Origin of the sequence: Pseudomonas viridiflava (assembly GCF_900184295.1) — a bacterium.
In the GTDB taxonomy this organism is placed as follows: domain Bacteria; phylum Pseudomonadota; class Gammaproteobacteria; order Pseudomonadales; family Pseudomonadaceae; genus Aquipseudomonas; species Aquipseudomonas viridiflava.
The window spans coordinates 5,728,614-5,747,683 of the sequence record NZ_LT855380.1; the positions used below are offsets into that span (position 1 = coordinate 5,728,614).

Below are 19,070 nucleotides of genomic sequence, written 5' to 3' on the forward strand. Positions count from 1 at the left end.
TCCTTTGGGGATCGGAGTTAAGTCGCCCAACGCAGTTGCGTGGGCAAGGGTGAAGAAGGTTCAGGCTCAGGCGGCGAGCCGGGAATGGCCAGCACCTGATTGAGGACTTGGGTTTCAAGCGCCGCGAGACGATGCGAGCCACGCGCTCTTGGGCGTGGCAGATCGATCAGCAGGTCGAGGCCGATGCGTCCTTCTTCGATCAGGATCACGCGGTCGGCAATGGCAACGGCTTCGCTGACATCGTGCGTCACCAGCAGCACAGTGAAGCCATGCTGGTGCCACAGTTTTTCGATCAGTTGCTGCATTTCGATGCGCGTCAACGCATCCAGCGCACCCAGCGGTTCGTCGAGCAACAGCAGGCGCGGCTTGTGAATCAAAGCCCGCGCCAGTGCGACGCGCTGCTTCTGTCCACCGGACAATGCGGCGGGCCATTCGTTGGCGCGCTCGGCCAGACCGACCGCTTCCAGCGCTTCGAGAGCCTGTCCGCGCCAGTCGCCCGTCAGGCCAAGGCCTACGTTGTCGATAATCTTTTTCCACGGCAGCAGACGTGCTTCCTGAAACATCAGGCGCGTGTCTTCGCGGGCGTCGCCAAGCGGTGCGGAGCCTGCAAGCAGCGCGCCTTGAGTCGGGCTGTCGAGTCCGGCCAGCAGGCGCAGCAAGGTACTTTTGCCGCAGCCGCTGCGACCGACCACGGCCACGAACTGTCCCGCCGGAATGTGCAGGTCGATGTCCTTGAGCACTTCACGCGAGCCGAACGCCTTCTTGATGTTCTGAATCGCCAGTGGAATGCCGCGCAACAGATGTGCCGGTTGTTGTTTCAGATTGCTCATGCGGCACCGCCTTTGCTGACTTGATAGGCCGGGTGCCAGCGCAGGCAGACCCGTTCCAGACCCCGCGCCGCCAGGTCGGCGAGCTTGCCGAGCACGGCGTACAGCACGATTGCCAGCACCACGATGTCGGTTTGCAGAAACTCACGGGCGTTCATTGCCAGATAGCCGATGCCGGAGCTGGCCGAGATGGTTTCAGCCACGATCAGCGTCAGCCACATGAAGCCCAGCGCGAAGCGCACGCCGACCAAGATCGAAGGCATGGCGCCTGGCAGGATCACATGGCGAAACAGGCTGAAGCCGGACAGGCCATAGCTGCGCGACATTTCCACCAAGGCCGGGTCGATATTGCGAATGCCGTGATAGGTGTTCAGGTAGATCGGGAACAGCGTGCCCAGCGCCACCAGAAAGATCTTGGCGGTTTCATCGATGCCGAACCACAGAATCACTAGCGGGATGAGCGCAAGGTGCGGCACGTTACGGATCATCTGCACCGAGCTGTCCAGCAGGCGCTCGCCCCACTTGCTCAGGCCGGTGATGAAGCCCAGCGCCAGGCCGATACCGCCGCCGATCACAAAGCCCAAACCTGCACGCCAGCCGCTGATGGCCAGGTGTGTCCAGATTTCACCGCTGGAAACCAGCGTCACACCGGCTTCGATGACAGCGCTGGGTGCAGGCAGAATACGTGTGGATAACCAGCCGGCGCTGACCGACAGTTGCCAGACCGCCAGCAGCAAAACAGGTAACGCCCAGGGCGCCAGCCGGTGAATGAGGCGTTGCGAAGCACTGAGGCTCATGGAGTGGTCTCCTCGAAGGGCCTGTGGATCACTGTGCTTGAGCAACAGCAGCGGGTGGCGTCCAGACCACATCAGCAATGCTGAGCGGCTTGGGAATCAATTTGAGCTGAAAGAAGGCGTCGGCAATCTTCTGCTGGGCCGCGACCACGGGCGGCGTGATGAACAGCGCGCCGTAGCCCTGACGCTTGACCGAGGTCAGCGTGATATCGGCTGGCAGCCCCAGCAGCGGCGCAACCTGTTTGGTCACTTCCTCGGGATTGGCCTTGGACCACTCGCCCACCGCACGCACTTCTTCGATCAGCGCCTGAATCACCTTGGGGTTTTTCTGCGCATAGGGTTTGGTCGCGAGATAGAACTGGTGGTTGTCGACGATGCCGGAACCGTCTCTCAGGGTACGCGCCTGCAATTGTTTCTCGGCAGCGGCCTGGTACGGATCCCAGATGACCCAGGCGTCGACGCTGCCGCGTTCGAAGGCGGCACGGGCGTCGGCGGGCGGCAGGAACACGGTCTGGATATCGGAATACTTGAGGCCTGCGTCTTCCAGCGCGCGGACCAGCAGGTAATGCACGTTGGAGCCTTTGTTAAGGACGACTTTCTTGCCCTTGAGGTCCTTGACCGAGGTGATCGGAGAATCCTTGGGCACCAGAATCGCCTCGCTGGTCGGCGCTGGCGGCTCGTAGGCCACGTAGAGCAGGTCGGCGCCGGCCGCCTGCGCGAACACCGGAGGCGTTTCGCCGGTGACACCGAAGTCGATGGAGCCGACGTTCAGGCCCTCCAGCAATTGCGGGCCGCCGGGGAATTCAGTCCACTGCACTTTGACGCCCTGCTCGGCCAGCCGCTTTTCCAGCGAGCCCTTGGCCTTGAGGAGTACCAGCGTGCCGTATTTCTGATAGCCGATACGCAGGTCTTCTGCCTGAGCCTGGCTCAAGGCACCGAACGTGACTGCTGCAGCCAACAGAGCGGCCAGACCTCGACGCAAAATGACAGTGCGCATGGCGCGCTCCTTTACCGGGTATTGGGTGGCGGGGACCGCCGGAATGAAGGAGACAGTAACAGTGATTTTTTATATCTATAAATCTCATTTATTCATTTGGTTATTCCATCTGGAGATATACAAAGCGTCGCTCTGAACCCATCCTGAATCTGGACGTACCGTGTCGCTTCAAGCCCGGACGCGGATCGTCCTGAGAGGCGTTACCACGCGGAGCATGGGAACGATCTGGCGCCACCCATTTGATCGTGCCCATGCTCCGCGTGGGTATGCAGCCCGTGACGCTCCGCGTCACATTTCCGAGTGAGCGCAGCGGCAACGAACATGACGACGCTCAAAAAACGCCCACAAAAAAGGGCCGATAAATCGGCCCGAAGACCCCACGCTTGGTGAATCGGAAATCAGCGGTTCGGCTGAGGCGTCAGGCGCAGGTAAGGCGTGACGGCCTTGTAGCCCTTGGGAAAGCGCTGCCTGATCTCTTCCTCGTCCTTGATCGACGGCACGATCACTACGTCCTCACCATCCACCCAGTTGGCGGGCGTGGCGACCTTGTAGTTGTCGGTCAATTGCAGGGAGTCGATGACCCGCAGAATCTCGTGGAAATTACGCCCGGTGCTGGCTGGATACGTAATGGTCAGGCGCACCTTCTTGTTCGGATCGATCACGAACAGCGAGCGCACGGTGAGGGTGTCGCTGGCATTGGGATGAATCAGGTCGTACAGATCGGACACCTTGCGGTCCGCGTCAGCCAGAATCGGGAAATTGACCTGGGTGTTCTGTGTGGTGTTGATGTCGTCGATCCATTTGACGTGCGAGTCCACCGGATCCACCGACAGCGCAATGGCCTTGACGCCGCGCCTGGCAAACTCGTCTTTCAATTTGGCCGTGAAACCCAGCTCAGTGGTGCAGACCGGCGTGAAGTCTGCGGGATGGGAAAACAACACACCCCAGCTGTCGCCCAGCCACTCATGAAAGCGTATACGGCCTTCGCTGGAGTCCTGTTCGAAGTCGGGGGCGATATCGCCAAGTCGCAGTGTCATGGTGTGGCTCCTGTCTTGTTCGATTGAGTCTTTCAGTCAAGACCACTCTGCCTGTCGCTGAAGTAAATTAAAAAGAATGGATATCGCTTTGATTAGATCGATAACGAATATCAAAAAACAGGCAAAAGAAACCCCGCACGGGGCGGGGTTTCTTTGACACTCAGTACACTTACATGAAGTTGTAGGTGTAGTTGAAGATCAGACGGGTCTGATCGGTGTCAGCAGTTGTTGCACTGTCGCCGCGGAAAGTACCGTGACGCAGAGTAGTGCCGAAGCCCTTGAGTGGACCGCTCTGGATGACGTAGTCAACACGCATGTCGCGTTCCCACTCGGAGTGAGAGTCACGAGCACGGTTCACGTCACGGATGTCATCACCGCTCAGGTAGGCAATCGCAGCTTTCAGGCCTGGGACACCAACCTTGGCGAAGTCGAACGAGTACTGACCGAACGTGGTGTTTTCACCCGCGCGGTTGAAGCCGTTGATCATCGAGTCAGTGAACAGGTAGAAGCTGGAGCCGCCGTTGCCTTCCAGGCTGCCAACACCGTTGTTTTTACGAACGTTGCCCTGGCCGAGGTAAACCATGCCGCCGTCGTCGCCTACCTGCTGGTGACCAACCATGAGTGCATGGCCGCCCAGGGTGTAGGTGAACATTGCAGACCAGGTCTGGTTATCAACTTCGCCCGGAGTCTTGGCGTAGCCACCGTTGTTGCTGAAGCTGTAGCCAGAGGTGTTGCTGCTGTTCTTGCCATCAGCGCTGCTGTTGAAATAGCGCAGGTCAGTCTTGAAGGACTGGTTGTCATTGATCTGGTAGACGTGAACCAGGCCCAGGAAGTGCTGCTTGTAGAAGTCTTCCAGATTGGCGTAGTAGTACTGCAGGGTCAGGTCTTTGGTGACTTTCCAGTCGGCACCGGCAAAGCGGAACTCGTCGCTGGTCTTGGCAGCACCGGCTACGGACAAGTCAGTCCAGTTGCTCGAAGCACGGCCAATGGATTTGCTCAACTGACCAGCAGTGAAGGTCACATTGTCCAGATCCTTGGAGGTCACGATGCCGCCCTGGAAGGCTTGTGGCAACAGACGGCCATCGTTGCTGACCAGGATCGGCAGGTTAGGCGCCAGAGCGTTACCCACTTTCAACTCGGTCTTGGAGAAGCGGACCTTGGCGTTGGCACCGGCACGGCTCCAGTCGCTGACAGAAGAACCGTCAGTGTCGGTCGGAACAACGGTGTTGGCCGTGTTGGCGTTGTGGTGCTGAATGCCGCCACCCAGGTGCAGACCCATTACTGCCTGTACATCAAGGCCGAAACCGACGGTGCCTTGAGTGTAGCCCGACAGGTAGTCGAACTTCAGACCGGTAGCGGTTTCACGCTGATCCGGAGCACGAAGGCCTTCACGCAGGTCGTTGTTGAAATACAGGGTACGAGAACTGATGGACGCTTTACTGTCTTCGATGAAACCAGCTGCACCGGCCTGTTGCGCCAATACACCAACGGTTACGGCCAGGGCCAGGGTGGACTTCTTCATTGCAACGCTCCTCGTGAATCTAATTTTTTATTTCCACGGTGCCGGGCATTTTTGCCCTGACCCATGGATTCGCGCAGGTGACAGGCCCGACCTTGAGGTCAATGGTTTCTGTGCACCCCGACTGCATGACTAGACCGCGCATGTCGGTGGCTGGACGGTAGTGAAAACCCTGAAGAACAGAAAGGAATCAATTAACCCCAATCAATAACTTTTCGGCATATGTCACAACTCGTGTCAATCACGACGTCACGGAGTGTATCGACCTAATTCGCTAATTCACAAAATATATTTTGCTACCGCTCGTCAGATCGTTCTGTTTCGTGCAACCAAATGGCCAGTTCAAGACCCGCCGGTCACGCCCAACCTAAAGAAAGCCTTTAGCCATCTCAGCTAAAACCCTTGTAGATCGGGAGCTTCGGAGAGAATAGGGATCAAATGTTACAGTTGTCATCACTGCGCAGAAGCACGCTCCCCCGCCTCAAATTTTTTTTGAAGAATGGTTTTTCAGGTCATTAAAAGGTCGGTTTTGCCTCGTGAACCACTCCCCACAGGGGCGCATGCGTGAACAAATCGCCCGTTTTACTGTCTTGCGCCAGCGATGTGAGCCAGTTGGCAGATGCAGAATAGACGTGAATGTGCGGATTGCCCGTTTTGCATTCTCAAAAAAGAGACAAAAACCGTTTCTAAGCTAATGCTCAAAAGTTATTTATTTAGAAATTCTTAGATCATTTAGGCTCCAGATCAGCCAGCCCCCGGCCCGCTTGACTCGGAGCAACCCATGAAACTGCACTTTTCCTTGCGCCTGTTGACGGCGTTATCACTGACAGGCGCGGCGTTTATCGCCCAGGCGGCTGACTTTACGGTGGCTTACCAGACCACGGTTGACCCGGCCAAAGTGGCCCAGTCCGACAATGCCTATGAAAAAGCCACTGACTCTAAAATAGCCTGGCGCAAGTTCGAAAATGGCGCTGACGTGATCACAGCGATTGCTTCCGGCGATGTACAGATCGGCTATCTGGGCTCTAGCCCGTTCACAGCAGCCGCCACCCGCAAGCTGCCGGTGGAGACGTTCCTGATCGCTACCCGGATCGGCGCCGCAGAAGCGCTGGTGGCGCGCAACGGGTCGGGGATCAATTCGCCGCAGGACCTGATCGGCAAGAAAATCGCTGTGCCGTTCGTGTCCACCGGGCACTACAGCCTGCTTGCCGCGCTCAAGCACTGGAACATCGATCCTGCCAAGGTGACGATTCTGAACCTGGCTCCGCCCGCCATCGCTGCGGCATGGAAGCGTGGCGACATTGACGCCACCTATGTGTGGGACCCTGCATTGGGTGTCGCCAAGGAAACCGGCAAGGTACTCATCACCTCCGGCGAACTGGCGAAGGTCGGGGCGCCGACCTTCGATGCCTGGATCGTGCGGAAAGACTTCGCTGCCAGGCACCCTGAAGTGGTCAGCGCCTTCGCCAAGGTGACGCTCGATGCCTACGCCAACTACCGCCAGGCCCCTGGTGCCTGGATCGCCAACGCCTCCAACATCGACAAGCTGACCCGCCTTTCCGGTGCCAAGGCCGCAGACATCCCGGGCCTGCTGCAAGGCAACGTTTATCCGCTGGCCGCAGACCAGACCGCGCTGCTCGGCGCGCCCACCATCGAAGCTGTGACCAAAACCGCCGCCTTTCTCAAGGAGCAAGGCAAGGTCGACGCCGTGCTGCCTGATTACTCACCTTACGTGACGGACAAATTTATCCCTCGCTGACCGACCCGGAAGGAGCCAAGGGCCATGGCCTTATTGAAGCTGAAGCGCATCGGCGCACGGTATCCCGGCGCAACGCAGCCCGTGCTGACGGACATCAACCTGAGCCTCGGCCCCGAGCAATTGCTGGTGGCGCTTGGGCCATCCGGCAGCGGCAAGACTTCGTTGCTGAACCTGATAGCCGGCTTCATCAAGCCAGCCACCGGACGCATCACGCTGGACGGCAAAGACGTTGAAGGGCCAGGCGCCGAACGCGGCGTCGTGTTTCAGGACGATGCCTTGCTGCCCTGGCAGGACGTGCTGGCCAACGTCGCTTTCGGCCTGGAGCTGGCTGGCATCGGTCGGGCCGACCGGGAAGCGAAGGCGCGGGACATGCTCGCGCTGGTGGACCTGAGCGGCTTTGAAAGACGGCGCATCTGGCAACTGTCCGGCGGACAACGCCAGCGCGTGGGTCTGGCACGCGCGCTGGCTGCGGACCCGCGAGTACTGTTGATGGACGAGCCGTTTGGCGCACTGGACGCCTTCACACGCGAAAACATGCAGGAGTTGTTGCTACAGGTGTGGCGACGCACGGCCAAGCCTGTTTTCCTGATCACCCACGACATAGAAGAAGCGGTGTTTCTGGCCACAGACCTGATCCTGCTCGCGCCCAATCCGGGACGCATCGCCGAACACCTGCGCCTGGACTTCGGCCAACGTTACAGCGCTGGAGAGTCCGCACGGGCGATCAAATCCGATCCGCGCTTTATCGATACCCGCGAGCACGTGCTTGCGACTGTGTTCTCGCAACGCGCCAGGGAGCAGCACGCATGAGCAGCTATGAACTGAGCCATCCGGTCAAACCCGGCACTCGGGCACACAGCCCTCGCTTATACCTGAGCACCCGCGCCATCAGCGTCGTGACCCTCGTTGTGCTGCTCGCCCTGTGGTGGGCCGTGACTGCCGCCGAATGGATAGAGCCATTGTTCTTGCCGCCGCCCTCAGCGGTGCTGGAAAAAGCCTGGCTGCTGCTGACCAAGGGCTACATGGATTCCACGCTCTGGCAGCATCTGGGCGCCAGCCTGCAACGCATCGGCCTGGGTCTGGGCGCAGCGATCCTGACGGCGATTCCGGTGGGGATTGCCATCGGCCACAACCGCATCGCGCAAGGTATTCTGGATCCGCTGATCGAGTTCTACCGCCCTATCCCGCCGCTGGCCTATCTGCCGCTGATCGTGATCTGGTTCGGCATCGGTGAGTTTTCCAAAGTGCTGCTGATTTATCTGGCGATCTTCGCACCCATCGCGATTGCTACTGCAACCGGCGTACGCACGGTCGATCCGACCAGAGTGCGTGCCGCGCAATCGCTGGGCGCCACACGCTGGCAGCTGATTCGGCACGTCATCCTGCCCAGCGCGCTGCCGGACATCCTGACCGGTATTCGCATCGGGCTCGGCGTGGGCTGGTCGACACTGGTGGCCGCCGAACTCATCGCCGCCACCAGCGGGCTGGGGTTCATGGTGCAGTCGGCGGCGCAGTTTCTGGTCACCGATGTCGTAGTGCTGGGCATTCTGGTCATCGCCATCATCGCCTTCGCCATGGAACTGAGCCTGCGGGCACTGCAACGCCGACTGGTGCCTTGGCACGGGCAGCATCACTGATTCGGCCGGTTCTAGACACAAATTGCATCAGCTTGGTGTGGCGCACCGTTGTGATGCGCAAATTGGGTGCATAAATAGGGGAGACGGCTGCATGGCCGGAGCAACTGAAAGACTCGGCGACCATTATCGGATTATTCAGAACCCGCCAAACGAGGGCTTTCGAAGGATTAACACGGGTTTTATCGCTGCTTTCTCAAAACTGGCACGCTGCCTGCAATAGGTATTACATCACCAGTTTTGGGGACCTTGGTACAGGCAGGCCGGGGAATCCCCTCTTTTATTCCTCCCGGAGACTGACCTCCAGTCTCCAGCGCCCGTCCACCTTCTCAGTGCGCCAGTCGCCCTGAAGTGGACGGGCCGCCAGGAGCGTCAGCACCAACCCCTTCTCCCCTCGTTCCAGCTTCCAGCGCGCAACCTTGCTGTCGAATCGCAATTGGCCGCTCCACGGCCGTCCCGAAGCATCGAGCCTGAGCACTACTGCGCCGTCCACCGTGCGGCCCTCATAGCGGGGCTCTTCGTCGAACCACAGCGCCAGACCCGTCGGCAGCTCTTCAATCTGCTCCAGTTCAACCGGCACAGGTTGCTGCAGGCGACCGATGATTGTGCCGATGGTGAAGCCGACAATGGCCATCGAACCAAGAACACGCGGCCATAGCTTCGGTCTGGGGTCCGCTTCAGGGGTAGAATGCATCCCGTCCTTTTGTTCGGAGCCGTGCATGTTTCACGTCATCCTTTTTCAACCAGAAATTCCGCCGAATACCGGCAATGTGATCAGGCTGTGCGCCAACAGTGGCTGCACCCTGCATTTGATCGAACCGTTGGGTTTCGAGCTGGACGATAAACGCCTGCGCCGGGCGGGTCTCGACTATCACGAGTATGCCACGCTGCAGACGCACGCCGACCTGCCCGGTTGTCTGGAAAAGATCGGCAACCCACGGCTGTTCGCCTTCACCACCAAGGGCTCGCGGCCGTTTCATGATGTCAGTTTCGAGCCGGGCGATGCGTTTCTGTTCGGTCCGGAAAGCCGGGGCCTGCCTGCCGATATTCTCGACTCGCTGAGCGGCGATCACCGCCTGCGCCTGCCGATGCGCGAAGGCTGCCGCAGCCTGAACCTGTCCAATACCGTCGCCGTAGCGGTCTACGAGGCGTGGCGGCAGCATGGGTTTGCGTAGCGCCTCAGGCGGACGCGGAGCGTCCTGAGAAGCCTCGACACTGATCCTGCCCATCGCTCCGCGTGGGCATGATCTGTTTCTGTGGGAGGCGCCACCACGTCTTCGACGTAGCGCTGTCGCGCAGCAAACACCGAACTGTGGGAGGCGGCTTGCCGGCGATCGCGTCAGTTGAGTCGCTGATATGGCGCTGCATAAACCGCATCGCCGGCAAGCCGCCTCCCACAATCTGTGGTTTGCGGCAAGACGGCGCTGTGTCGGTCCACAGACATATGCCCCACAAAAAAGCGCCCCGAAAGGCGCTTTTTTACATTCAGCCGTAACGCTTACTGAACAGTCGGCGTTTCGCCGGCTTCCTGCATGCGTTGCAGTTCCTGTGCGTACAGCGCGTCGAAGTTCACCGGGGCCAGCATCAGCGCAGGGAACGAACCGCGGACAACCAGGTTGTCGATGGCTTCGCGAGCGTAAGGGAACAGGATGTTCGGGCAGAACGCGCCCAGGGTGTGGCTCATCGAAGCGTCGTCCAGGCCCTTGATCAGGAAGATACCGGCCTGTTGCACTTCAACGATGAAGGCGACTTCGTCACCGTTGTTGACGGTCACGGACAGGGTCAGCACCACTTCGTAGAAATCGCCTTCCAGCGGCTTCTGACGGGTGTTGAGGTCGAGGCTGACAGTCGGGGTCCATTCCTGGCGGAAGATCGCCGGGCTTTTCGGTGCTTCGAAAGACAGGTCGCGAACATAGATACGCTGCAGGGAGAATTGCGGAGCGTTTTCTTCTTCGTTGGCCACGGCGCCGTTGTTCGGTTGATCGGTCATTTCGGATCCTTCTCAAATGGGGCGGTTAAATAGGGGAATCAGCCGAGCAGCGCATCGAGCTTGCCGGCGCGTTCCAGAGCGAACAGATCATCACAGCCGCCCACGTGGGTCGAGCCGATCCAGATCTGGGGTACCGAAGTACGACCGGCCTTTTTGGTCATCTCGGCACGAACCTGCGGCTTGCCATCGACCCTGATTTCCTCGAAGGCCACACTCTTGCTCTGCAACAACTGCTTGGCCCGTATGCAATACGGGCAGTAGTCGCTGGAATAGACGATGACTTGAGCCATTTTCATTTCACCAGTGGGAGATTGTCGCCGCGCCAGGTCGAGATACCGCCGGACAGCTTGGCCGCCTTGAAGCCGGTCTTGAGCAGCTCGCGGGCGGTGCTGCCAGCATGCTGCCCCATTGCGTCGACGATGATCAACGTCTTGTCCTTGTATTTCTGCAGTTCTGCGGTGCGGGTCAGCACTTTGTCCTGCGGAAAGTTCAGGGAGCCGACGATGTGGCCGTTGGCGAAATCCTTCTTGGAGCGCACGTCAATGACCACGCCCTGGTCGCTGTTGACCAGTGCGGTCAGCTCGCGGGTGCTCAGGCTCGCGCCGCCTTTGCTCAGTTCGTAAGCGATCAGCAGTCCCAACAGAATGACGAAGGCACCGGTGATCAAATAGTGGTTAGTAGCGAATTCAAGCAGATGAGCAACCATCGGTAGGTTCCAGGGCGTTAAAATGTCGGCCAGTATACACAGCACCCAAGGTCGGCCAAAGTCCGTACGGCAGTGACGCCGTTTGAACTTGTCCTTAAAATGCCGATCCCTTGTTCTTTATTCCAACCAGCCTCGAGTGGGTTCTATGACTGCCACCCCAAAACCTCTGGTCCTTATCATCCTGGACGGCTTCGGACACAGCGAACACCGTGAAGGCAACGCTATCCTGGCTGCGAAGATGCCAGTCATGGATCGCCTCTACAAGACCATGCCCAACGGCCTGATTTCAGGTTCCGGCATGGATGTCGGTCTGCCGGACGGGCAGATGGGCAATTCTGAAGTCGGCCACATGAACCTGGGTGCCGGGCGCGTGGTGTATCAGGATTTCACTCGAGTGACCAAGGCCATTCGCGACGGCGAGTTCTTCGAGAACCCGACCATCTGCGCCGCCGTGGACAAGGCGGTTGCCGCTGGCAAGGCCGTGCACATCATGGGCCTGCTGTCCGATGGCGGCGTTCACAGCCACCAGGACCATCTGGTCGCCATGGCTGAGCTGGCCGTCAAGCGCGGGGCCGAGAAGATCTACCTGCACGCGTTTCTGGACGGCCGCGACACGCCACCGCGCAGCGCAAAGAAATCCCTTGAGCTGATGGATGAAACCTTCGCCCGCCTGGGCAAGGGCCGTACCGCCACGATCATCGGCCGCTATTTCGCCATGGACCGTGATAACCGTTGGGACCGTGTCTCCAGCGCTTACAACCTGATCGTCGACAGCGCCGCCGAATTTCACGCTGACAGCGGCGTGGCCGGGCTTGAAGCCGCCTATGCGCGTGATGAAAACGACGAGTTCGTCAAAGCCACGCGCATTGGTGAGCCTGCGAAAGTCGAAGACGGCGACGCCGTGGTGTTCATGAACTTCCGTGCCGACCGCGCCCGCGAACTGACCCGCGTGTTCGTCGAAAACGATTTCAAGGACTTCGAGCGCGCCCGCCAGCCGAAGGTCAACTACGTGATGCTGACTCAGTACGCCGCCAGCATTCCTGCGCCGTCTGCGTTTGCCGCAGGCAGCCTGACGAACGTGCTGGGCGAATACCTGGCCAACAACGGCAAGACGCAACTGCGCATCGCCGAGACCGAGAAATACGCCCACGTGACCTTCTTCTTTTCCGGTGGACGCGAAGAACCGTTCCCGGGCGAAGAGCGCATCCTGATTCCATCGCCGAAAGTGGCCACCTACGACCTGCAGCCGGAAATGAGCGCGCCGGAAGTGACCGACAAAATCGTCGATGCTATCGAGCATCAGCGCTATGACGTGATCGTCGTCAACTACGCCAACGGCGACATGGTCGGCCACAGCGGCATCATGGAAGCGGCGATCAAGGCCGTTGAGTGCCTGGACGTCTGCGTCGGCCGCATCACTGAAGCGCTGGAAAAGGTCGGTGGCGAAGCACTGATCACCGCGGACCACGGCAACGTCGAGCAGATGACCGATGATCACACCGGCCAGGCTCACACCGCGCACACGTCCGAGCCCGTACCGTTCGTCTACGTTGGCAAACGCCAGCTGAAAGTCCGCGAGGGCGGTGTGCTGGCCGATGTCGCGCCAACCATGCTGCACCTGCTGGGCATGGAGAAACCGCAGGAGATGACGGGTCACTCGATCCTTGTGAACGAGTAATCGGCTGAAAACCGGCACAAGGCCATCAGGCGGTGCCGGTTTTTTGTGTTACAGGCCCCAAAGCAGTACGACCGGGGCGTTTTTTTTGTACCCCATGCCGGGCATACTAGGCCTGACACTTTTTCTCACAATTCCTCGGTATCGCCCACCCTCATGCTTCGCGCCTTGATCGCCCTTGTTCTGATCTGCCTGCTCAATCCGGCGTTCGCCGAAGACGAGCGTGCGCAAACCCAAAAACAGATAGACGCTGCGCGTCAGGATGTCGCTGAGCTGCAAAAAGTCCTGAAACAGGTTCAGGAAGAACGCACAGGCGTCCAGAAGGACCTGCGCACCACCGAAACGGAAATGGGCAAGCTGGAAAAGCAGGTCGAGGTCCTGCAAAAGGAACTAAAAAAGACCGAAGCCGAGCTGACGAAGCTCGACGGTGAGAAAAAAAAACTGAATAGCGCCAAGGTTGAACAGCAACGCCTCATCGCCATTCAGGCCCGCGCCGCCTACCAGAGTGGCCGCCAGGAATACCTCAAGCTGTTGCTCAATCAGCAGCACCCTGAAAAATTCGCCCGCACCCTTACCTATTACGACTACCTGAGCCAGGCGCGCCTGGAGCAGTTGCGCAACTTCAATGAAACCCTGCGTCAGTTGGCCAATGTCGGTAAAGACATCGACCTGCAGCAGGCGCAGTTGCTGGTTCAAAAGAGCAACCTCGACAGCCAGACAGAAGAATTGGCCAAGGTTCGTCAGGAACGTCAGCAGGCTTTGGCTAAACTCAATCAGGACTACAAGGCCCGCGACCAGAAGTTGCAGGCCCGTCAGCAGGACCAGGCCGATCTGGCCAAGGTACTGAAGACCATCGAAGAGACGCTGGCCCGACAGGCCCGCGAAGCTGAAGAAGCACGCCAGAAGGCCCTGTTGGCGGCAAAGGAAGCAGAAGAGAAACGTCAACGTGAAGCCGAGGCCGTCGCCCGCAACAGCGGCAAAACCGATGATGAACCCGCTCCGCGTCGTCCGGTCAAAAGCCCCGGCGCGCTGGTTTCCAGTGCCGGTGTTTCGTACGGCGGACCTTTTGCAGAGGCCAAGGGAAAACTTCCATGGCCCATCGATGGTCGATTGCTTGCACGCTTTGGTGAAGCGCGAGGTGATGACGAGCGGACCAAATGGGACGGCGTCATGATCAGCGCTTCGGCCGGAAGTCAGGTACATGCCGTGCACGGAGGGCGAGTGGTTTTCGCTGACTGGTTGCGCGGCGCCGGGCTTCTGGTCATTCTCGACCATGGTAATGGCTATTTGAGTCTGTACGGACACAATCAGAGCCTGCTCAAGTCGGCAGGCGATATCGTAAAAGCCGGTGAAGCGATTTCCACCGTAGGCAACAGCGGCGGTCAGGACACATCAGCGTTGTACTTTGCTATTCGTCAGCAGGGTCGCCCAAGCGATCCAGCCCAATGGTGCCGCACTCAAGGATAAGTCGGCGCCAATATCAGTAGGAGCTCGTTAGACATGCTGCATTTGTCCCGCCTCACCTCGCTGGCCATGGCGATTGCCATCGTTATCGGCGCGCCGCTGGCGCAAGCTGCCGAAAAGACCACGCCAGCTCCGACAGCAGCAGTCGCTCCGGCCAATGCCAACGCCAAGCCGCCGCTGCCGCTCGAAGAGCTGCGCACCTTTGCCGAGGTCATGGATCGGGTCAAAGCCGCCTACGTAGAGCCGGTGGATGACAAGACCCTGCTGGAAAACGCCATCAAAGGCATGCTCAGCAACCTTGACCCGCACTCCGCCTACCTCGGCCCGGAAGACTTCCAGGAGCTGCAGGAAAGCACCAGCGGTGAATTCGGCGGCCTTGGCATCGAAGTCGGTGTGGAAGACGGCCTGGTCAAAGTGGTCTCGCCTATCGACGATACCCCGGCCTCCAAGGCGGGCATCGAAGCCGGCGACCTGATCGTGAAGATCAACGGCGCGCCGACGCAGGGTCAGACCATGCAGGAAGCGGTCGACAAGATGCGCGGCAAGATCGGCGAGAAAATCACCCTGACACTGGTACGCGACGGCGGCACGCCGTTCGACGTGACGCTGGCGCGCGCGACCATTCAGGTCAAGAGCGTCAAGGCGCAGATGCTGGAGAACGGCTACGGCTACATCCGCATCACCCAGTTCCAGGTCAAGACCGGCGACGAAGTGGGCAAGGCGCTGGCCAAGCTGCGCAAGGACAACGGCAAGAAGATGAGCGGGCTGATTCTGGACCTGCGCAACAACCCTGGCGGCGTGTTGCAGTCGGCGGTGCAGGTGGCGGACCACTTCCTCACCAAGGGCCTGATCGTCTACACCAAGGGCCGTATCGCCAACTCCGAGCTGCGCTTCTCGGCCGACCCGGCAGACGCCAGCGAAGGCGTGCCTCTGGTGGTGCTGATCAACGGTGGCAGCGCCTCGGCGTCGGAAATTGTTGCCGGTGCGTTGCAGGACCAGAAACGCGGCATCCTGATGGGCACCGACAGTTTCGGCAAAGGCTCGGTGCAAACCGTGCTGCCGCTGAACAACGATCGCGCACTTAAGATCACCACGGCGCTGTATTACACGCCAAATGGCCGGTCTATTCAGGCACAGGGCATCAATCCTGACATCGTGGTGCGTCGTGCCAAGGTCACCAACGAAGTCGATGGCGAGAACTACAAGGAAGCCGACCTGCTCGGTCACCTGGGTAACGGCAACGGCGGCGCGGACAAACCGACTCTCAAGGGCGGCGCGGCGGCCAAGGCGCGTCCGCAGGACGATGACTTCCAGCTCAGCCAGGCCCTCAGCCTGCTCAAGGGGTTGAGTATTACGCGCGGCAACTGACGGATGCGTATTGTCAGCCTTCTGCTGTTGGCATTCTCGATCACTGGCGCTGCTCATGCGGCGCCAGCCGAGACCAGTGCAAAACCGGCCAAAGCCTACCTCAGCCTGATCATCGATGACCTGGGCCAGAACCCCGAGCGCGACAGCCGTACGCTCGCCCTTCCCGGCCCGGTCACGCTGGCGATCATGCCCGACACACCCCACGCCACCGAATTCGCCAGACAGGCGCATCGCGCGCGCAAGACCGTGATGCTGCACATGCCCATGGACCCGGCGACCGGGCCTTATGCGTGGCACCCTGAACTGCCGTTGCCGGAACTTGAAAGCCGCCTGAACGCCGCACTGCTCAAGGTTCCGTACGCAGCAGGCATCAACAACCACATGGGCAGCCGCATGACCGCAGAGCCGGTTGCCATGGCGTGGTTGATGGAAGAGTTGCAGCGTCGGCATATGTTCTTCGTCGACAGCCGCACCAGCGCCAAGACCGTCGCCGCCGCCCAGGCGCAACGCATCGGTCTGGCCAGCGTGTCCCGCGATGTGTTTCTTGACGATGAGCGCACGGCCGAAGCTATTACCCGGCAATTACAGACGGCGATCAAGCTGGCGCAAAAGCAGGGCTCGGCGGTGGTGATTGGTCATCCCTACCCTGTCACGCTGGACGTGCTTGAGCGCGAACTGCCCAAACTGAAAGCGCAGGGCATCGAGTGGATCGAATTGCGCGAGATGATCAGCCAGCGTGGCAACAAGGCCATGGCCGGTCATGGCAAAGACGGGACCTATCGCTAGGTTTTACAGGTAACGGTCGTTGATTTTCTTCAATTGCCCTTCGTCGCGCATCTTATCCAGCGCGGCCTGCAGGCGATCCACTACGTCCTGCGGTGTGTCCTTGTTCAAGGCCAGGTACAACTCGGCGGTGTGGAAACGCAGCACGGCCTTGAGATCGGTGATGCCTTCCTGCTTGGCCAGATAAAGCCCTACAGGATCAGCCGTTGCCCACAGATCGATCTGCCCGTTGACCAGCTTTCGGGCGTTGTCCTGATCGCGCAGCATCACCACCGGATCCAGCCCCTTGAGCGCCAGATGCTCGGCGACCGCGTCGCCCTTGTAGGCGCCAATCCGATAACCCCTGGCCTGTTCCAGACTCGACAGCGCAACCGTGCTGTTCGCCGGTGCCAGCAGGACCCAGTCCACCGGCCCGATGGGTCCTACCCACTTGAAGAGGTTTTCCCGCTCCGGCGTACGCACCGTAGAGAACACGCCATAGCCGTGCTTCTCCAGCGCAAGCTTGTACACACGCTCCCAGGGAAAGCGCAGGGTGAGGTTGTAGCCGACACCGGCACGCTTGAACATTTCGCGAACCACATCCACGGCGATGCCATTGATGTTGCTGTCCTGAGCGAAATTCTTGCCATCCGCTGCCATGTTGTAAGGCGGGTAGTTTTCGGTCAGCAGAACCATTGAATAGGCAGGCGAGGTGCCGGCCCGGGCAACCTCGCTGAGCAGAACCCCTGCTCCGACCAGTGCGAGAAAAAGACGTTTGAGCATGTTCCGGCACTCGATCTTGAACGACTGAGGCAGAGTGCCGCGAACCTGCGGCAGTGTCTAGCCCGGTGCTATCGGATGTCGCTTCCAGGCAATAAGTCAGAAGCAAAAGCAGGGTGCCAAACGAAAAAGAGCGCTGCTCTCTCAAACCCGGAGGTTTGAAACAACAGCGCTCGCTTCATGCACAACAACTCAGCGCATGACGATACCGCGGCTGGCCATGTAAGCCTTGGCTTCAGGCACCGTGTATTCACCAAAGTGGAAAATACTCGCCGCCAATACAGCACTGGCGTGGCCTTCGAGCACACCGGCGGCCAGATGCTCCAGATTGCCGACACCGCCCGAGGCGATTACCGGGATGCCCAGCGCATCACTGATGGCGCGGGTGACGCCCAGGTCGAAGCCGTTCTTCATACCGTCCTGGTCCATGCTGGTCAGCAAGATTTCGCCCGCACCCAGCTCTTCCATCTTCTTCGCCCAGACCACAGCGTCCAGCCCAGTCGGCTTGCGGCCGCCGTGGGTGAAGATTTCCCAGCGTGGCGTTTCGCCCGGTCCGGAAACCTTCTTGGCGTCGATGGCGACCACGATGCACTGCGAACCAAAACGCGCAGCGGCTTCGCCGACGAACTCCGGATTGAACACAGCAGCGGTGTTGATCGACACCTTGTCGGCACCGGCGTTGAGCAGGTTGCGGATGTCCTGCACGGTACGCACGCCGCCGCCCACAGTCAGCGGGATGAACACCTGACTGGCCATGCGCTCGACGGTGTGCAGCGTGGTGTCACGGCCATCGACACTGGCGGTGATGTCCAGAAAGGTGATTTCGTCGGCGCCCTGCTCATCGTAGCGACGAGCGATCTCTACCGGATCACCCGCGTCGCGGATGTTCTCGAACTTGACGCCCTTGACCACTCGACCGTTGTCGACGTCCAGGCAAGGGATGATGCGTTTGGCTAGGGCCACAGGATCAATCTCCGGTTAATTGAACCAGCGCAGACTCAGCGCTGTTCCAGATCACACAAGGCCTGGGCCTCGGCGACGTCCAGCGTGCCTTCGTAGATGGCGCGACCGGTGATTGCACCGATGATGCCCGGCGCCTTGGCATCGAGCAGCGCCTTGATGTCACCCAGGTTATGGATGCCACCCGACGCGATGACCGGAATCCGCGTTGCCGCCGCCAGCGCAGCGGTGAACGGGATGTTGCAGCCCTGCATCATGCCGTCTTTGGCGATGTCGGTGTACACGATGGCCGACACGCCATCGGCTTCGAAACGCTTGGCCAGGTCGATGACCTGCACCGAGCTGACTTCAGCCCAGCCGTCAGTCGCGACGAAACCGTCCTTGGCGTCCAGGCCGACAATCACCTTGCCGGGAAACGCGCGGCAAGCTTCGGCCACGAACTCAGGCTCCTTGACCGCCTTGGTGCCGATGATCACGTAGCTCACGCCCGCCTTGACGTAGTGCTCGATGGTTTCCAGCGAACGGATGCCGCCACCGATCTGGATCGGCAGGTTCGGGTAGCGCCGCGCGATGGCGGTGACCACGTCACCGTTGACCGGCTGACCTTCGAACGCACCGTTGAGATCAACCAGATGCAGACGGCGGCAGCCACCTTCGACCCACTTGGCGGCCATGGCCACCGGATCATCGGAGAACACCGTGGAATCTTCCATGCGGCCCTGACGCAGGCGCACGCAGGCGCCGTCTTTAAGGTCGATAGCGGGGATAATCAGCATCGGGGAACCTACTTGTCCGGAA

At 59.9% G+C, this 19,070-nt stretch carries 20 protein-coding genes; 8 read left to right on the forward strand and 12 right to left on the reverse strand.

The features are described 5' to 3' along the window. Positions 1–17: 17 nt before the first annotated feature. From ssuB to CFBP1590_RS25710, 5 genes are all read right to left on the reverse strand, one after another. On the reverse strand, positions 18–830 hold the full coding sequence (ssuB, locus tag CFBP1590_RS25690) for an aliphatic sulfonates ABC transporter ATP-binding protein (RefSeq protein ID WP_088236195.1): 813 nt from the start codon (positions 828–830) through the stop codon (positions 18–20). Next, complete coding sequence (gene ssuC, locus CFBP1590_RS25695; RefSeq protein ID WP_004882835.1) at positions 827–1,624, reverse strand: aliphatic sulfonate ABC transporter permease SsuC; 798 nt, start codon at positions 1,622–1,624, stop codon at positions 827–829. The genes ssuB and ssuC overlap by 4 nt, the downstream gene beginning before the upstream one ends. Positions 1,625–1,652: 28 nt before the next feature. Continuing rightward, positions 1,653–2,618 (reverse strand): sulfonate ABC transporter substrate-binding protein, encoded by a 966-nt coding sequence (locus CFBP1590_RS25700; RefSeq protein WP_058432785.1) that lies wholly within the window; start codon positions 2,616–2,618, stop codon positions 1,653–1,655. 398 nt (positions 2,619–3,016) lie between these two features. Next, positions 3,017–3,655, reverse strand: a complete 639-nt coding sequence (locus tag CFBP1590_RS25705; RefSeq protein ID WP_025993327.1) for a peroxiredoxin — start codon at positions 3,653–3,655, stop codon at positions 3,017–3,019. A 169-nt stretch (positions 3,656–3,824) separates the two neighbouring features. Then, positions 3,825–5,177, reverse strand: a complete 1,353-nt coding sequence (locus CFBP1590_RS25710; RefSeq protein ID WP_058432361.1) for an OprD family porin — start codon at positions 5,175–5,177, stop codon at positions 3,825–3,827. A 778-nt stretch (positions 5,178–5,955) separates the two neighbouring features. On the opposite strand from CFBP1590_RS25710, the gene tauA reads away from it, so the two are divergent. The 3 genes from tauA to tauC are packed head-to-tail and all read left to right on the forward strand — an operon-like array spanning position 5,956 to position 8,570. Next, complete coding sequence (gene tauA / locus CFBP1590_RS25715) at positions 5,956–6,933, forward strand: taurine ABC transporter substrate-binding protein (RefSeq protein ID WP_088236196.1); 978 nt, start codon at positions 5,956–5,958, stop codon at positions 6,931–6,933. Positions 6,934–6,957: 24 nt separating this feature from the next. After that, positions 6,958–7,743, forward strand: a complete 786-nt coding sequence (gene tauB / locus CFBP1590_RS25720) for a taurine ABC transporter ATP-binding subunit (RefSeq protein WP_088236197.1) — start codon at positions 6,958–6,960, stop codon at positions 7,741–7,743. Further along, on the forward strand, positions 7,740–8,570 hold the full coding sequence (tauC, locus tag CFBP1590_RS25725) for a taurine ABC transporter permease TauC (protein WP_088236198.1): 831 nt from the start codon (positions 7,740–7,742) through the stop codon (positions 8,568–8,570). The genes tauB and tauC overlap by 4 nt, the downstream gene beginning before the upstream one ends. Positions 8,571–8,847: 277 nt before the next feature. On the opposite strand, the gene CFBP1590_RS25730 is transcribed toward tauC, so the two are convergent. Continuing rightward, entirely contained in the window at positions 8,848–9,288 is a 441-nt protein-coding gene (locus CFBP1590_RS25730; protein WP_088236199.1) for a hypothetical protein, read from the reverse strand. Between CFBP1590_RS25730 and CFBP1590_RS25735 the strand changes: the two genes are divergently transcribed. After that, positions 9,287–9,742: a tRNA (cytidine(34)-2'-O)-methyltransferase gene (locus CFBP1590_RS25735; RefSeq protein ID WP_025993333.1), complete on the forward strand. Its 456-nt coding sequence runs from the start codon at positions 9,287–9,289 to the stop codon at positions 9,740–9,742. The genes CFBP1590_RS25730 and CFBP1590_RS25735 overlap by 2 nt on opposite strands. Positions 9,743–10,065: 323 nt before the next feature. Here CFBP1590_RS25735 and secB read toward each other — a convergent pair whose 3' ends face one another. Genes secB through CFBP1590_RS25750 form a run of 3 tightly spaced genes read right to left on the reverse strand, consistent with a single transcriptional unit; the run spans position 10,066 to position 11,263 of the window. After that, the gene (gene secB, locus CFBP1590_RS25740; RefSeq protein WP_004883102.1) at positions 10,066–10,557 is read right to left on the reverse strand and encodes a protein-export chaperone SecB; all 492 of its coding nucleotides are present in this window, start codon (positions 10,555–10,557) and stop codon (positions 10,066–10,068) included. Between the two features lie 38 nt (positions 10,558–10,595). Further along, positions 10,596–10,847 (reverse strand): glutaredoxin 3, encoded by a 252-nt coding sequence (gene grxC / locus CFBP1590_RS25745; RefSeq protein ID WP_029243875.1) that lies wholly within the window; start codon positions 10,845–10,847, stop codon positions 10,596–10,598. 2 nt (positions 10,848–10,849) lie between these two features. Beyond that, a complete protein-coding gene (locus CFBP1590_RS25750) occupies positions 10,850–11,263 on the reverse strand; it encodes a rhodanese-like domain-containing protein (RefSeq protein ID WP_004883098.1) in 414 nt (137 codons plus the stop codon). Positions 11,264–11,408: 145 nt separating this feature from the next. Here CFBP1590_RS25750 and gpmI point away from each other — a divergent pair, with 145 nt between their 5' ends. The 4 genes from gpmI to CFBP1590_RS25770 all read left to right on the forward strand — a co-directional run bounded on the left by gpmI (position 11,409) and on the right by CFBP1590_RS25770 (position 16,556). Further along, positions 11,409–12,941, forward strand: a complete 1,533-nt coding sequence (gene gpmI / locus CFBP1590_RS25755) for a 2,3-bisphosphoglycerate-independent phosphoglycerate mutase (RefSeq protein WP_025993335.1) — start codon at positions 11,409–11,411, stop codon at positions 12,939–12,941. Between the two features lie 153 nt (positions 12,942–13,094). After that, positions 13,095–14,405: a murein hydrolase activator EnvC family protein gene (locus CFBP1590_RS25760; protein WP_004883095.1), complete on the forward strand. Its 1,311-nt coding sequence runs from the start codon at positions 13,095–13,097 to the stop codon at positions 14,403–14,405. A 33-nt stretch (positions 14,406–14,438) separates the two neighbouring features. Next, entirely contained in the window at positions 14,439–15,770 is a 1,332-nt protein-coding gene (locus CFBP1590_RS25765) for a S41 family peptidase (protein ID WP_025993337.1), read from the forward strand. Between the two features lie 3 nt (positions 15,771–15,773). Beyond that, positions 15,774–16,556 carry a divergent polysaccharide deacetylase family protein gene (locus CFBP1590_RS25770; RefSeq protein ID WP_088236200.1) on the forward strand — a complete coding sequence of 261 codons (783 nt, stop codon included), beginning with the start codon at positions 15,774–15,776 and terminating at the stop codon, positions 16,554–16,556. Between the two features lie 3 nt (positions 16,557–16,559). On the opposite strand, the gene CFBP1590_RS25775 is transcribed toward CFBP1590_RS25770, so the two are convergent. The 3 genes from CFBP1590_RS25775 to hisA all read right to left on the reverse strand — a co-directional run bounded on the left by CFBP1590_RS25775 (position 16,560) and on the right by hisA (position 19,048). Next, entirely contained in the window at positions 16,560–17,315 is a 756-nt protein-coding gene (locus tag CFBP1590_RS25775) for a substrate-binding periplasmic protein (RefSeq protein WP_088236201.1), read from the reverse strand. A 189-nt stretch (positions 17,316–17,504) separates the two neighbouring features. After that, positions 17,505–18,275 (reverse strand): imidazole glycerol phosphate synthase subunit HisF, encoded by a 771-nt coding sequence (gene hisF / locus CFBP1590_RS25780; protein WP_025993341.1) that lies wholly within the window; start codon positions 18,273–18,275, stop codon positions 17,505–17,507. Positions 18,276–18,310: 35 nt separating this feature from the next. After that, the gene (hisA, locus tag CFBP1590_RS25785; protein ID WP_029243878.1) at positions 18,311–19,048 is read right to left on the reverse strand and encodes a 1-(5-phosphoribosyl)-5-[(5-phosphoribosylamino)methylideneamino]imidazole-4-carboxamide isomerase; all 738 of its coding nucleotides are present in this window, start codon (positions 19,046–19,048) and stop codon (positions 18,311–18,313) included. Positions 19,049–19,070: the final 22 nt, after the last annotated feature.